Consider the following 14,766-nt stretch of genomic DNA (forward strand, 5'->3'; position numbering starts at 1 on the left):
GTGCTGTAATACAATTTACTATTCGTTCTTTTGGAGCTTTCGTTGGTGTAATTTTCAATTTCATACCGTTCTCCCGGATCAGTCAGCAAATACTCAATTCCGAGTCCGGCCGTTACTTTGTGGTGAGGCCACAGATGGAAACTCATTTGAGGATACAAACTGATGTAATTGAGCGTTGTTTTGTTCAGAATAGTGGTCGTTTTGTCGGATTTAGTTGTGTCGCCGACAATTCTGCGATACGTAATCCTCGGAATGGAATGATATTCCAGGCCTACACCGATTCCGATCTTCTCTGAAAGCTGATAATTGTACGAAATCCCGATACTTTCCTTGAAGATCACACGATGTTGTAGTTCCTTCATCCCAAACATCGTGTTTACTCCAAGGTTCAGAAATAGCTGGTGTTTACGAGGCTGAACTTCAACTTGAGTAAAATTACCCAGGCTGTCAATTGTTCGTTTGACTAAGCTATCCTGGTTAAATGCAAGCAGCACCGGTTTGGACGGCAAAGTATCCAGATCCGGGAACTGACTGAAATCGGTTTCAACTCTTTGATTCAGATTATCCGGAGTTACAGGTTGAGTCATTAAATGAACAGAAGCCGGAGCAATGGTATTTGCTTCAATAGTATGATTCATACTATCTGTTTCGAAAGCAGCGACAATTTTTGTACGGGTACGTTTATTTTTAAATGAATTGCGCATTTTTTTGGAAACTTCCGGAGTGTGATTTTCTGTCGTGTGATGCTTTGAAGAAGTGCTGAATTTGAAAGCAGTTCTCTTTTTAAGATCAATTCCACCTGTTTTTACCGGATTGTAAGAAGCATTTCGATTCGCTGCGATAACCGGTTGAGTGATTTGATTCTTGCTTTCAACGGAAGAAGATGCATTCTTCGCGGCTTTGTTCTGAGCAGAGATTCCTTTTTCGATGCGTGTTTTTTTCTCAGCTGAATCCGAAGCGTTTTCTTTGGTGAAGAAGTATATTCCGACCAACAAAATGGAAGCGAAGCCCAATGCGGAAGTAAGCCACCAAATCAGGATGCGTCGTCTTTGTTTTTGCTTTTCAGCGTCGTACAATGCAAATGCATCTTGCATGTAACTTTCGTTGAACTCCAATCCCTCGGGAATCGGATCAAATTCTATGTTGTTAAAATCTTCCATCGCTTTCAATTAATTGATGTCTAACATTTTTCGCAATTTCTTTTTCGCATCCGAATAGTGCCACATACTGGTGTTTTCGTTGATGTCGAGCAAACTGGCAATTTCGTGATGCTTATATCCGTCAATCGTATACAGATTGAATACATTCTTGGTCATCGGAGGCAGGAGCTGGGCTTTTTCCCGGATTAATTCAATCTTTTCCCGGATGATCGCGTCATCTTCATCATCCCAGGACGTTTGTGTGAATTGCGTAATATCTTCGGTAGGTCTCACACGATCTTGCTCGCGTTTTTCCTTTTTCAACTCGTTGAGTATCGTATTGATGAGGACGCGTTTTGCCCAATAATCAAACGGATTGTTTTGATCGTATTTTTTCAGGTTCAATAAAATCTTTACGAAACCCAGGTTGAAAAAATGCACCGCTTGTTCCTTTCCGTTTGAGTAGCGATAGGCCGTGCCGATAAATTTGGCATAACATTGCCTGTAAAAGAGTTCCTGCGCTCTCCTGTCTTCTTCAATACAACGTTTTATCAGTTCGATTTCCACGGAATGCTTTTTGTCGAATTAAAACTTAGCTGTTAAACCAATTGATAGAAAGGGTCCGCCAAGACCCACTTCCGTAAGTAAACTCATGCTTTCACTGAAGTTGTAGCGCAAACCATAACAAATTCGACCCGTGATTGGAAAGCCGCGTGAAATATCCATGCCGGAACTGCTTGGCATTCCTCCTTCTCCTTTCTGCTTTTCTTCCTTGAACTTGCTAAACTTCAGATTAAATCCCAATGCTGTGTAGAAATAGGTATTCACTTTTGGACGGTCCACAAAAAAATGACGGGTATAAACCACCTGAGAACGCAAACGGTGCATACTGTAAAACAGGTTGCTGCTGGAAATATCGTAGCCCGAGGAACCGTTCCAGATAGAATCTGTTCGTGTACCCGACGCTTTATAACCATTGTAAGTGATCATAAAACCAAGACTGTTTTTTTTGTCCCATTTGTAATCAAAGCGAAGGAAAATCGGCTTTATTTTGATATCTGTAACAACCAAATCTGTTTGGGAAGATTGAATGTTGTTAATGCTGTCAACCATATAATAGGTCGTTGTTTCCTGGTTCGGAGAGTAGAAATAACTGACCAATCCATAGCCAATAGAAAGGTTAAACTTCTTAAACGGTTTTTCAGCTTGTTGTGCGGAGCCAATGACCGGCAAAAGCAGCATGCTTAAAAGCGCGAATTTCCAAAAAGAACCCAATTGTATTGTCTTCATAATACTTTGCTCAAAGATGAGGTTTCAGTGAATAAACAATTGTCAAATCAAAAACCTTTGGTCGATGATGATTTTTTTCAATAATTCCGCCAAAATTAGACGGAATTATTGAATTTGAATAGATTAGGCCTGAAAACAGGGTGTTTGAATCATTAGAAACGGAAATGAAAACCGGCATTAAACAACGGACCACCGATTCCCAATTCGGCATTCACACCAAAATGTTTACTGAAAGAATAACGCAACCCGGCATAGGTTCTCAAAGAAACAGGCAGATTGATATTGAGTGGATATTCGTTTCTGGAAGCTGTAGTGCCATTGATAATCAATTTTCTTATCTGATTGTTCATCCCGACACCACCTCCAATGTACACATCTATGTTGGGATTGGAAATAGGGAAGTGGTAGGCAATGCGTATTTGTGTCTTAAAGCGATTCACAATGTACTGAGCTTCGCTTTGAATCCCGGAGTTAAATTCCGTTACTGTTCCGGTAGATTTTCGTTGCAGGTAGTAAAAATCAATTCCTAAACTGAATGAAGGAGTCAATAAATGATCGTAACGAAGACCTAAAGTTCCCAGGCTGTTGATGTTATTGAATTCGAATTGATCCTGCTGACCGTTCATCGTTGACAAAGACTGGAAATTCAAAGTTGTATTCGGACCGTAAGAAACTTCCAGGTAATTTTTCAATTTTGGAGTTGGTTCTTTCTGAGCCGAAACAAATGTTCCTGCTAGTAATAAAATTCCGGTAAAGAGGTGCGTTTTTTTGATTAATCGTTTCATGATATTTGATTTTAGTATTCTGATTATAAGACAATTCTCACATCTAAAACCTTGGGTTAAAACGACGGAAAAAAGTTTTTTTCAATGGTTTTGCGTGCTTTTTTGGAAATCATCTAAATTCCCGGATAAGATTTTCTCAAAAAAAAAGTCCGCATGTAGCGGACCTTCTTTTTCTGGAGCAGGGGTGACTGACAGAGACTTATTGTTTGACAAATTTTAAGCGTTTGGATGAACCATTCGAAAAGACCAAATCACAGAAGTAAACACCGGATGTAAAGTGACTTGTTTCTACCTGGTATATTTCTGTATTGCCCGACATTTCGAACAACTGTTTTCCATGAATGTCTTTCACAGAAATGTATTGCACGGGTTCGTCGCTTTGTACGGTAAGCTGATTGGTTACCGGATTCGGGTATAACTCAATTTGGGCAGTATTTTCAGTGATCCCGAGTGTATTGTATACAAAACTCAGGTCATCGAGATACAATTCGTTTGTAACAACGGATTCATCTGTTGTATTGATGATGAAAACCTGGATTGAATCCGGAGTTGCGTTGCTCAAATAATTGACAGGAACGCTGAAGCGGATGTAATTTGCACTTGCTCCCCCTTCAAAAAGAGCTGCACCAACAGTTTCCGGACTACCTGAACCACTGTTCCATTTGGAAGAACTGAATTCCAGTTGAAACGGAACATTGCCCGGAGAACTTAATTTGTACCAGCCAACCAATGAATCCGGACGATGACTAAAAGGATGTCCGATAATTTCCGTATCGTTGACCATATCGATTGTTCCAAGCATCAGAACTGCTGGAATGGTATCCATTTCTCCGTCACCACCAACATCGCTTACACTGGTTTTCAACTTCAATGCATACGTTCCGCCGTGAGCATCTGTTGATTTAATAGCAGACGGATCTGCACCAAATATGCTTATAGCATTTGTTCCCGACCAATACTGAGGATCTTCATAAAGGGTATGATTGACCCAGTTTTCAAAACCTCCGTTTGGAAATGATTGAGCATTCAGGGCACCCGTTGCACCAATGAATGAAATAAATAAGAATTGTTTTTTCATAGTGATTCTTTTCTTGTTTACCCTTTAAACAATCAGGAATGACAAAACCTTGGGGCAAGTAGAAAAAAAATCTCTTCCGTCACTTCGAATGTCCCGGCGTTTCATCCGGGATGTATCGGGAAGTAAGGAAGAGAAATTTCAAAAATCACTTAAGTACTCAGACACTCATCTGCGAAACTTCATCATAAAGATTGGTAATCGCTTCCACGAGTGCGTGATCGCGTGTGGTAATTTGATGCTGATCGTGGGAGTAAACCGCGATACTTAATTCGGAGCAATGCCGGATTGTCAGATCGGGATGGTGATCTTGCTGATCGGCTAGTTTTGCGATTTGGAGAACAAAATCTGCCAGTTCCGTCTGGTTTTTGAACTGCACGACGGTTCTAAATTGATGTGCTATGAGATTCCAATGCATGAGTGTATTTTTTTGAAAGGATTTGTATTGTTTGTTCTAATTGAGCCAGATCATTCAGCACAAAGTAATTTTGCTGCAGTTCGCTGGTACAGAAATCGGTTTGAATAATCTGTTCTGCGTCGAAAGGATGATGAACCACTTCTCCTGAATCTGAAAGACTGGAGATTGATTCGTGAAAGGAAGAAATAATTCCTGCCCCGAAAATGCGAAGTTCGCCTCCTTCGGAAATCAATCCGAATTCGATGGTGAACCAGTACAAACGTTGTAATTGCAGCAGGATTTCCGGATTGCTTTTGTGGGCTTTTCCCAAAATCCCGAATTGATGAATGAAACGCGCGTACCCCGGATTGGAAAGCAGGGGAATGTGTCCGAAAATATCGTGAAACATATCCGGTTCTTCCAGGTAATCCAGTTTGTCTTTTGAACGCAGCCAGGTAGACGAAGGAAACTTTTTCTCCGAAAGCAATTCAAAGAATTCGTCCACTTCAATCAATCCCGGAACACAAGCTATTTCCCAGCCGGTGTGCTCCGAAAACCATGCGTTGATCTTTTCGAAATGAGGAAGCTGATACGGATTCAACACAGCATTCATTGATTCAAGAGCTTCCAGGTAATTGCGGGAAGCTTTGTGTTTCAGGTTTTCAATCTGTCGCTCAAATAAGGTCGACCAAACAGCTAAATCTTCTGCTGTGTACTGTTCAAATTGTTGTTTCATTTCAAAAAAGAAAAAATGGATAAATAAAAAAAGCCCGGTTCGAAAGAACCGGGCTTTTCAGCTATAAAGTTTGCATAACGACTTATTCGGTTCCTGGATTTAGAAACGCATAATAATAAGTGCTGATGTGCATATGTTTGTTCATGTCACAAATGTATGATAATGTTTTATAAATAACAAATATTAGGCATATTGTTTATTTGTAATCTATCTAAAGTTGCATTGATTGGAGGTTTTCCTGTCAATGAAGAGGTTCAATCTGTTCAAAAGGTAAAAAGTTCAATGTCTTTTTCGTACAGAACATTGAACTTTTTCAACCTTTAAACTTTTGAACGATAACACTTCTCTCTTATAATTTATCCCGTTTTATGCTTCTTCTGCTTACTGAGACTCACTGAGAAATGATCGGTGTTTCCGACAATCTTCACGGTGATAAACCGCATTTTATCCGTTTTGTATTGAACGGCATCTTCCTGGTCAATGGAAACTTCCTCTTTCTTTCTCCCGAATAATTTTTTGAAACCGGCTTCCGTCACCATTTTCAACGGAACACTGATGAAGTATTCCATAGTGGCTTTTGCGTCTTGTTTTCCGGAAATTTCCAGGTAACCGAGAGATGTATTGATTCCCATTTTCGGAACGGTGATTTCCCCGTTTTTCATTTTCAGGTTGTTTTGCAGACTGTCGAAATGAATTTTAGACAGGTTTTTATCCTGGAAATAATCGGCTAAACTTTTCATCGGAGCGTAGTTTTCCAAACGACCTTTCAGCACTTCAATCTTCAGATCAATTTCCGAATCATCCAGTTTCGGAGTCATGTCAGCATGCAGGTGGATTTTTCCGGTCAACGAGCCAGATAATTTTCCGTGCAGGTTTTCAGCAACCACATGATCCTGGCCAAAATTGTCGAACTTCAGTAAAAGCTGATCCAACTGAATGTTTTTGATTGTCAGGTTCGGACGCAGGTAAATGTGCTTTTTATCCGTTGCCGTAAAATATCCCGTCATGCCGATTTCACCTCCGGCAGCGTGCAGATCGCATTTCGAAAAGGAAACGTGGTGATTGCTTTTGGTATGAAACTGCGTGTTCAACTGCGTAATATGGTATTTATGATATTTCAGATCGTTGACAATGAAACTGAATTCCATTTCCGGAAACGGAATGTCGTAAATACTGAACACATTGTCGTGATCTGTTTTTTGTGGCGCTGCTGTTTGAGAGGTTTTCGGCGCCTGTTCCGTGTAATTGACCAGCTGGTCGATATCCAGCCGATTCGATTTCAAGTGAATGAGGTTCTCGCGTTTTCTCAACTCGGGATTATCTCCCAGGTAGTAATTCATGTCCAGATGGAGATCCGAATTACCGATTTTAGCGTCCATTTCCTTCACGACTAAATGCTCATTTTCCAAATGGAATGTTCCGTCCAAGCGATCGACCCGTAGAGGGTGAATCTTCATTTTTGCAGTGAAATGATCGAGTTGCAAATCCGTTGATTTTAACCCATGATCGAAATGCATTGCTACATTTCCGTGAAATTTCAATTGATCCAATTCTTCGTGTCGGTAATCTGCCGGAATGAAGTTTTCACCTTTGTAAACCAACAAATCTTCCAGTTTCAGTTTATTGGAATTGAGTTTGAAATCAATGGTCGTGTTTCCGTTCAGTTTATCCTGAAACCATAGGTTGTAGTTTAGAATTCCGCCATTGAAATGAAAATCGGATTGATCAATTTGTCCGGTGAAATCGACCACTTTGAAGTTGTCTTCGCGAATAATTACATCGGCATGGAAATCGTGTAAAACATGCGGATAATGCTTCAATTTAGCGTAGAGATCATCAACATAAAATTCTCCCAAAGGAAGCGTTGGGGATTCAGTAATGGCTTTTGCGCTGGTGATGAATTTGAATTGGGCGTGCAAATTAGTCAGTTCTTCGTCAACACCCGGTTTTGCGTCAGCACTTGATTTGGAAAGTTCCCCGAAATCCATGCGTTTGGCTTGTATATTCAATTGCGTTGTCACAGGAATATCCGTGTGATGAATGATTGCGGGAAGATCGCTGATTAGTCCGGAAATCGAAACATCGCTTCGACCGACATGCATGTTGATGAAGTCGATTTTTGCCTGATGCCCGTCCATGTGCGCCATGATATCAATATCGTGAATCTGGTAAGGCAGTTTGCGTGAATTGAACGACAGGTTTTTCACTTCCAGTTTGCTTTCATACGCCTCATTCAGTTTCTCAATGCTTTTTTCAGGATGATCCAGATCAATGATGTCTTTAAATTTCATGGTCAGTTTCACGTTTCCTTTCAATCCGGTAAGTTCCTGCGAATTGATAAATTTAGCGAGGAAATCCAGGTTGAAATCCGAGATGAGTTTCATGTCGACATTCGGTTCGTTGAAGTTCGAAACGTTGATCAACCCGGTAAATTTCCCTGTTTCCGGTCGTGCGCTGAAATCAGAAATTCCGAATTCCATGGTTTCCAAAGAACGTTTTTCGCCATTGGTGAAATACCCCTTGAAGCGGATTCCATCTACTTTTTTGTGTGTCAGTTCATTGCTGAAGAATGCATCTTTACAACCAAAATCAGCTCTGATTGCGGGCATCATACCATTGAGCGATTTCCCTTTGACGGAAGCTTTGAAATAAAGTTTTCCTCGGTTTTCATATTGTTCAAAGACTTGGATCAATTCTTCCGGAGCCAAAGCAATAAAGAGGTTGAAATTGGGTTTATCTCCGTGCAATTTCAAGTCCAGATCCATTTCATTCGCAAGATCAATTTTGCCTTCAATTCCGAAAAAAGAGTTCTCCAACTGGATTTCCGTCGGATTGATGGTCAGGAAATGACTTGTTTGGTCGAAAAGTATTTCCGTCGCAAACTGCAAATGTTTGTGTTGAATAAACGTCGGTTTTCCGTGTTGCGCAATCGAAAGCTGAAATTTGCTGTTCAGTTCCGCGTCGATCACATCGTTTTTTAGTTTGAATTTGCTGGTTGCTTTTTCAATGTCCAGATCAATCAAAACCTGGTTTGCTTCGTTGTATTTCCGGATATCGATATGATCCAGTACGATTGATTTCAAATCCAGGTGTAGTTCTTCTTCAATTTCTGCTGTCTTTTTAGTGGAAGAAAGTGCATTCAGGAGGTTCAAACTTCCGTCTGGATGCTGTGTCAGGTTCATTTTTCCGTTTTTTGCTTTGATGGATTTGATTTCGGTTTTTCCGGAAATGATGGTCCACAAATCAAAACCAACGTATACATCCTGAACTTTCAGGATCGGTTTGCCGTTTTGTTTCTTCCCTTCATAAATCCGTACATTTTCCAGATCAATTGAAATATGCGGAAAATTGGCAAAAGGAGAAACATGACTTCCGGTAATCTTGATTTCGCCTTTGAAATCTTTGTTTAAAGTGGTGAGCAATTCCTGAACCAGGGCGTCCTGTTTCCAGTAAACAATCAGTACAATCAGCGAAAAGAGCAGGATCGGAGTAATGATCAAATACATGACAAAACGCTTCCAGAATTTTTTTGTGACAAACAATTTCATGATACGGATAAATGAGCTCCGCTTAAAATTAGGTAATCTATTGTTTAGCCATTCTTTGAAAGCTAAATTCTAATCTCATTTTAATCTCGGTGACCGGTTTCGGATTCAAAGATTTTTAACGGATGAAAACAGGAAGCGGAAATTTTACAAATCCATTGAATTTTTATAGAATTCGGATTATCTCGAACCAATTTAATGCTTACCTTTAGCGCACCAAAAATTTAAAAAGTTGTCATGAACTTACACGAATATCAAGGAAAATCAATTTTACAGAAATACGGCGTGGCAGTACAACGCGGTGTTGTTGTAGAAAAAGTAGAAGATGCAATTGCTGCAGCTAAAAAATTGACAGAAGAAACAGGAACAGGTTGGTATGTGGTTAAAGCACAGATCCATGCTGGTGGACGCGGTAAAGGTATCGTGGAAGAAACTGGTTCTCATGGTGTAGTTTTGGCAAAAGGTATTGACCAGGTAGAGGAGAAAGTAAAAGGAATCCTTGGTGGTCATTTGGAAACAGCTCAAACAAACGGGAAAGGTAAATTGGTAAGTAAAGTATTGCTTGCTGAAGACGTTTATTACCCGGGAGAAGCTGAAGTAGAAGAATTCTACATGTCTGTTTTGTTGGATCGCGAAAGAGGTCGTAATACGATTATGTATTCAACAGAAGGAGGAATGGATATCGAAACGGTTGCTCACGATACACCACATTTGATCTTCAAGGAAGAAATCGATCCGCGTGTTGGAATTCAAGGATTCCAGGCTCGTAAAATCGCTTTCAACTTAGGATTGTCTGGAGAAGCGTTCAAGCAAATGACGAAATTCGTTGTTGCTTTATACAGCGCTTACGAAGGATGTGATGCTGCGATGTTTGAGATCAACCCGGTATTGAAAACTTCAGATAACAAAATCATTGCAGTTGATGCGAAAGTAACATTGGATGGAAACGGATTGTACCGTCACCCGGACTATGCTGCAATGCGCGATACTTCTGAAGAAGATCCGTTGGATGTTGAAGCAGATGCTGCAGGATTGAATTTCGTGAAATTGGATGGTAACGTTGCTTGTATGGTAAACGGTGCAGGTTTGGCGATGGCTACAATGGATATTATCAAGTATTCAGGTGGTAACCCGGCAAACTTCCTGGATGTTGGTGGAACAGCAGATGCTGAGCGCGTTGAGAAAGCATTCCATATCATTTTGAAAGATCCGAACGTAAAAGCAATTTTGATCAATATCTTCGGAGGAATCGTTCGTTGTGACCGTGTTGCTCAGGGGGTTGTTGATGCTTATAAAAATATCGGTACTATTCCTGTTCCGATCATCGTTCGTTTGCAGGGAACAAATGCTGAAGAAGCGAAGAAAATTATCGACGATTCAGGGTTGAATGTGCATTCAGCAGTTTTGTTGCAGGAAGCAGCAGATAAAGTAAAAGAAGTATTGGCGTAAGTCGATTCTAACGATAATAAAATCCCCGGTAACTGAGCATAGTCGAAGTACCGGGGATTTTTGTTTTTTGTTCTTGCTGTCACTTCGAGTTTTTGCAATTCTAAATGAGCCTTGCCAAGCGGAAATTATATGTAAAAGTATCGAGAAGTGAACAGCGGTGATTTTTAATCCTGAAACCCTTGCTGTGATTGGTCTGTTCGTCCCGATAACTATCGGGATCGAGAACATAGGAACGGAAGTGAAAAAAGACTTGTTTTTGAAGATATTCGACCTGTAAGAATGGTTTCAAATTTCTCAACAATTACACAAATAATCACAGAGCTATTTTTTCTTATAACATAGTTATAAAGATTTTTATTCAAAAAAAATCAATGATTTATAGCAACCGTGTCATTTTTTTTGCGTTACCTTTGTGCCTACGCTGAAGCTTCTGCCCAAGCGTTGTCGACGATTACAAGAATCGAGAAATTAGTATTAACAATTTTAAAACCAAAGCAAATGTTCAAGTTACAAGCTACATGGAGTGCACCGACTGGCAAGGCTAGTTTGCGCGGGCTTTGGATTTTCCACTGAATTGATATTTAAACAAAACAGCATATGAAAATCCGAAGCCATTGAGGTTTCGGATTTTTTTGTTTCAAGCGTTTCGATGAACGAACGCAGTTGAACCCCGAAATCTCTTCCAAACCCGAATCGGGTTAATCAAAAGTTAAAAAAAATTGGACTGATTTGAATTCAGCTCAATGGATCAGACAGGTAGAATATCTTCAAAATCGAGGCTTTTGAAAATTTACGATGCTGCGTTCACGATGGTGAATGATGAATTGGAAATTTTCGGATAACGCAGAGATTGGAATTTTACTTCTGTCGGCTAAGAAAATTTTATGGGAAGTAAACTAAAAGGGAAAGACCTGTTAAAAATAGGTTTTCCCGGAGACAACTCTGTGAACATCGCCTTAGGGCTGATCAGCAGATATAAAAAGAAAGAAAGTAAAGAACGAATTCTTGCAGAATTAGCAGAATTACTTCATTTTCCGGATCAGTACATCGGAGACGGAATTTGGGGAAAAGTAGCAGAAGGCTTAATTGCCCCGGTAGAAGTGAAATTCAACGAACTAAAGGTCGAACGCTCACCGTTTTTGATCTACGGCGAAAACGAAATTGATGAACAAACAAAACACCAGTTTTATCAATCCCTGAAATTGCCGGTTTCGGTTCAGGGAGCGTTGATGCCGGATGCGCACTACGGATACGGATTACCGATTGGCGGAGTGTTGGCAACGAAAAATGCAGTGATTCCTTACGGAGTTGGGGTAGATATCGGTTGCCGGATGTCGATGACCATTTTTGATGCACCGGCTTCATTTTTCAACGGAAGAACGCACCAATTGGAGAACCTGCTTTCTGAACATACCAAGTTCGGAATGTACGAAACGCATAAGGTCAAACACGATCATGAAGTGTTGGAAAGCAACTTGTTCCGCGAAATTCCTTTGTTGAAAAAGCTTCATGGAAAGGCTTACCAGCAATTGGGAACGTCAGGAGGAGGAAATCACTTCGTAGAGTTTGGAACCGTGACGATTACAGCAACAGATGCCGGAGTTCCTCCGGGTGAATATTTGGGATTGTTAAGTCACAGCGGTTCACGTGGATTGGGAGCAGCCATTGCGAAACAGTACACGCAGTCGGCGATCAAGCAATGTCCGTTACCGAGACAAGTACAGCATTTGGCCTGGTTGGATCTGAACACACACGACGGCCAGGAATACTGGAAAGTGATGAATCTGGCAGGAGAATATGCCAAAGCGTGTCACGATGATATTCACGCAAGATTGACCAAAAAGTTGGGGCTTCGCATGTTGATGACGATAGAGAACCACCACAATTTTGCATGGGAGGAAACCGTGAACGGCGAAGCGTGTATTGTACATCGAAAAGGTGCAACACCGGCAGGTTTGGGGCAGATGGGAATTATTCCAGGAAGTATGACTGCGCCAGGATTTATTGTCAGAGGTTTAGGAAATGAAGCAAGTATCAATTCCGCATCTCACGGAGCAGGCCGTTTGTATTCGCGCTCTCAGTGTAAAGGACGCTTTACGAAGAGCGAAATGATGAAAACACTGGCAGATTCCGATGTGAGTTTAATTGGTGGAGCAGTAGACGAATGCCCGATGGCATACAAGAATATTCATCACGTGATGGGGAATCAACAGGAATTGGTAGAAACAATCGGGACATTTTCGCCGAAGATTGTAAGAATGGATAAATAGAAACAGATGGAAACAACAATTTTACATATTACAACCGCGAAAGGTCCTTTGGAATGCCAATTGGCAGCCGGGAAAATCCTGAGTGCTTTGCTCAGAGATCTGAGAGCAAAAGGATTGCAGGCAGAAACGCTGGAACGCACACCGGGCGCTGAAAACGGAACAATTCTTTCCGCAACCGTGCAGGTAAAAGGCTTGAACATCCAACCACCTGTTCAAACCTGGTTAGGGACGATTTTATGGATTCAAAAAAGTCCGTATCGTCCCAACCACGGACGGAAAAACTGGTTTGTAGGGATTTACGAAGTGAAAACACCCGACAAACTGATCTGGAAAGAAGAGGATTTGGTTTATCAGTCAGTGAGAAGCAGCGGGGCGGGCGGACAACATGTCAACAAAGTAAGCTCTGCCATTCGCGCCATTCATCCACCAACCGGAACGATGGTTTTTGTTCAGGACAGCCGTTCACAGCTTCAAAATAAGAAACTGGCACGTGAACGCATGCGTGAAAAATTGGAAAAAGTGCAGCTTCAGAAAATAATCGATAATGTGAGTCAGCAATGGTCACAGCATCATGAACTGGAACGCGGAAACCCGGTGAGAACCTTTACAGGAATGGATTTCAAGCCGAAAAAAGAAGCAAAAACCTTCAAAAAGCAACGAAGTCAATTGAAGCAAGAATTATACAAGGAATTAAATTATGACAACAAATAATTACCTGATCAAAGCGTTGGAAAGTTATCCCTACGATTTGGAACAATGCATGGAATCGTTGAACTATGCTATGGCGTATGAAGACAATAACCCGATTGCGTATTGTTTAATGGGAAGGGTTCATTTGGAAATATTCAAGGATTATCCGGTCGCAAACAGCTATTTCAGAGAAGCGTTGGCTTCCGATGTCAATTACGTGGAAACGTATGCCTACTTTTTGGAATGCCTCCTGATTCAGGCGGATTTTGAAGAGATGAAAAAACTTCTGGTTTTTGCCGGAAAGCGCAAAGGAATGGACCGGGCCTTGCTTTTCTATTATGAAGCAATGCTTTTGGAACGGCAACTGAAGTTCAAGAAAGCACTCAAAGCAATCAAAGAGGCTATGATCCAGGCTCCAAGCTCTTCCTTCCTGTCGGATTTGGAAGAAATGAAGCGGCGAATTGAAAAGAAAATCGCTTTGAAATAATCAATAAAAAAACAAAATGCCATCTGAACAGGTGGCATTTTGAAATTCCTTGTACTTTTGCTCCAGAAAAGTTAAAAAATTGCAACTGAAACAACTAATTGTAGTCACCACCTTCATCTTTCACGCGTTTTGTTATGCGCATGCAGGAGAAACAGATTCTTTATCCGGAAATGTCAATCTCCTGATCAAAAAGATTCAGAAAACACACGTGAAGCCTCGTGCTGTTGATGCCGCATTCGGGAACCAGGTTCACGAATATTTGCTGTCATTTGTAGACGATGAAAAGGAAATTTTCAGGGTGGAGGACTTAACGTACCTGAAAGGTTTGAGTTCCAAATTACCGGATGATTTTCAAAACGGAAAGCAGTTTTATTTCTCCGAATTTGAACGGATTTTCCGGTCGCGCTCCGATGAAATAAAGAATATTCAAAAGAATTTCCTGAGCAAAGCAGTTCCTTTAACAAGCTCTAAAAGGGTTTTGATCAATGGCAAAGTGGATTTAACGGCAAGCAATTTCAAATCGTTTTGGGAAGAGCAACTAAGCCTGTCTGTTTTTTCGGAAATGCTGAATCTGTATCCGAAAGATGCAGAAGTGTTTTCAAAAGATTGCCTGGCTCCATTCGAGAAGAAAGCACGTTTGAAAGTGGAAGCTAATTATGCGAATTACTTTGCGATGTTTGAAGGGAAAAAACTGTTGCAGGAAATGTATCTCGGTGCCATTGCAATGAGTTTTGATCCGCACACCTTGTATTTTAGCCCGTCTCAGAAAAACCGCTTCTTTGAAGAACTTTCTACGCAAAAAGAAAAATTCGGGATCAGTTACCGTTTGGATGAACAAAACAGAGTCGTATTGAGTGATATTTTACCTGGAAGTTCGGCCTGGCTGAGTAATCAATTGGTTAC

General features: G+C 40.8%; 13 protein-coding genes. 5 read left to right on the plus strand and 8 right to left on the minus strand.

Features of this window, described 5'->3' with window-relative positions; translation table 11 throughout:
* The 8 genes from Q1V93_RS00615 to Q1V93_RS00650 all read right to left on the minus strand — a co-directional run.
* Positions 1-1,160 (minus strand): hypothetical protein (locus Q1V93_RS00615; RefSeq protein WP_300660024.1); only part of this gene is annotated, 1,160 nt, incomplete at its 3' end.
* 9 nt (positions 1,161-1,169) lie between these two features.
* Positions 1,170-1,706, minus strand: coding sequence for an RNA polymerase sigma factor (locus Q1V93_RS00620; RefSeq protein WP_300660027.1), 537 nt, complete (start codon positions 1,704-1,706; stop codon positions 1,170-1,172).
* Positions 1,707-1,724: 18 nt separating this feature from the next.
* A complete protein-coding gene (locus Q1V93_RS00625) occupies positions 1,725-2,429 on the minus strand; it encodes a hypothetical protein (RefSeq protein ID WP_300660030.1) in 705 nt (234 codons plus the stop codon).
* A gap of 152 nt (positions 2,430-2,581) precedes the next feature.
* A complete protein-coding gene (locus Q1V93_RS00630) occupies positions 2,582-3,214 on the minus strand; it encodes an outer membrane beta-barrel protein (RefSeq protein WP_300660033.1) in 633 nt (210 codons plus the stop codon).
* Between the two features lie 199 nt (positions 3,215-3,413).
* Positions 3,414-4,292: a T9SS type A sorting domain-containing protein gene (locus Q1V93_RS00635; protein WP_300660036.1), complete on the minus strand. Its 879-nt coding sequence runs from the start codon at positions 4,290-4,292 to the stop codon at positions 3,414-3,416.
* Positions 4,293-4,449: 157 nt separating this feature from the next.
* A complete protein-coding gene (locus Q1V93_RS00640) occupies positions 4,450-4,707 on the minus strand; it encodes a 4a-hydroxytetrahydrobiopterin dehydratase (protein ID WP_300660039.1) in 258 nt (85 codons plus the stop codon).
* The gene (locus Q1V93_RS00645) at positions 4,676-5,422 is read right to left on the minus strand and encodes a phenylalanine 4-monooxygenase (protein ID WP_300660042.1); all 747 of its coding nucleotides are present in this window, start codon (positions 5,420-5,422) and stop codon (positions 4,676-4,678) included. Before Q1V93_RS00645 ends, Q1V93_RS00640 begins: the two co-directional genes overlap by 32 nt.
* Positions 5,423-5,778: 356 nt before the next feature.
* Positions 5,779-8,970, minus strand: a complete 3,192-nt coding sequence (locus Q1V93_RS00650; protein ID WP_300660045.1) for an AsmA-like C-terminal region-containing protein — start codon at positions 8,968-8,970, stop codon at positions 5,779-5,781.
* Positions 8,971-9,204: 234 nt separating this feature from the next.
* Between Q1V93_RS00650 and sucC the strand changes: the two genes are divergently transcribed.
* From sucC to Q1V93_RS00675, 5 genes are all read left to right on the plus strand, one after another.
* A complete protein-coding gene (gene sucC / locus Q1V93_RS00655) occupies positions 9,205-10,416 on the plus strand; it encodes an ADP-forming succinate--CoA ligase subunit beta (protein ID WP_300660048.1) in 1,212 nt (403 codons plus the stop codon).
* Between the two features lie 884 nt (positions 10,417-11,300).
* The gene (locus Q1V93_RS00660; protein WP_300660051.1) at positions 11,301-12,686 is read left to right on the plus strand and encodes an RtcB family protein; all 1,386 of its coding nucleotides are present in this window, start codon (positions 11,301-11,303) and stop codon (positions 12,684-12,686) included.
* A gap of 6 nt (positions 12,687-12,692) precedes the next feature.
* Positions 12,693-13,397: a peptide chain release factor H gene (gene prfH / locus Q1V93_RS00665; protein WP_300660054.1), complete on the plus strand. Its 705-nt coding sequence runs from the start codon at positions 12,693-12,695 to the stop codon at positions 13,395-13,397.
* Positions 13,384-13,863 carry a hypothetical protein gene (locus tag Q1V93_RS00670; protein ID WP_300660057.1) on the plus strand — a complete coding sequence of 160 codons (480 nt, stop codon included), beginning with the start codon at positions 13,384-13,386 and terminating at the stop codon, positions 13,861-13,863. The genes prfH and Q1V93_RS00670 overlap by 14 nt, the downstream gene beginning before the upstream one ends.
* Before the next feature lie 79 nt (positions 13,864-13,942).
* Positions 13,943-14,766, plus strand: an 824-nt coding sequence (locus Q1V93_RS00675; protein ID WP_300660060.1) for a hypothetical protein, incomplete at its 3' end; no start/stop codon positions are given.

Source organism: Fluviicola sp., assembly GCF_030151805.1.
Lineage (GTDB): Bacteria > Bacteroidota > Bacteroidia > Flavobacteriales_D > Crocinitomicaceae > Fluviicola.

Excerpts from the sequence above, each read along its gene's own strand:
- Q1V93_RS00645 (WP_300660042.1), bottom strand. The coding sequence starts at position 5,422 with ATGAAACAACAATTTGAACAGTACACAGCAGAAGATTTAGCTGTTTGG.
- Q1V93_RS00640 (WP_300660039.1), bottom strand. The coding sequence starts at position 4,707 with ATGCATTGGAATCTCATAGCACATCAATTTAGAACCGTCGTGCAGTTC.
- Q1V93_RS00625 (WP_300660030.1), bottom strand. The coding sequence starts at position 2,429 with ATGAAGACAATACAATTGGGTTCTTTTTGGAAATTCGCGCTTTTAAGC.
- Q1V93_RS00630 (WP_300660033.1), bottom strand. The coding sequence starts at position 3,214 with ATGAAACGATTAATCAAAAAAACGCACCTCTTTACCGGAATTTTATTA.
- Q1V93_RS00650 (WP_300660045.1), bottom strand. The coding sequence starts at position 8,970 with ATGAAATTGTTTGTCACAAAAAAATTCTGGAAGCGTTTTGTCATGTAT.
- Q1V93_RS00635 (WP_300660036.1), bottom strand. The coding sequence starts at position 4,292 with ATGAAAAAACAATTCTTATTTATTTCATTCATTGGTGCAACGGGTGCC.
- sucC (WP_300660048.1), top strand. The coding sequence starts at position 9,205 with ATGAACTTACACGAATATCAAGGAAAATCAATTTTACAGAAATACGGC.
- Q1V93_RS00660 (WP_300660051.1), top strand. The coding sequence starts at position 11,301 with ATGGGAAGTAAACTAAAAGGGAAAGACCTGTTAAAAATAGGTTTTCCC.
- Q1V93_RS00670 (WP_300660057.1), top strand. The coding sequence starts at position 13,384 with ATGACAACAAATAATTACCTGATCAAAGCGTTGGAAAGTTATCCCTAC.
- prfH (WP_300660054.1), top strand. The coding sequence starts at position 12,693 with ATGGAAACAACAATTTTACATATTACAACCGCGAAAGGTCCTTTGGAA.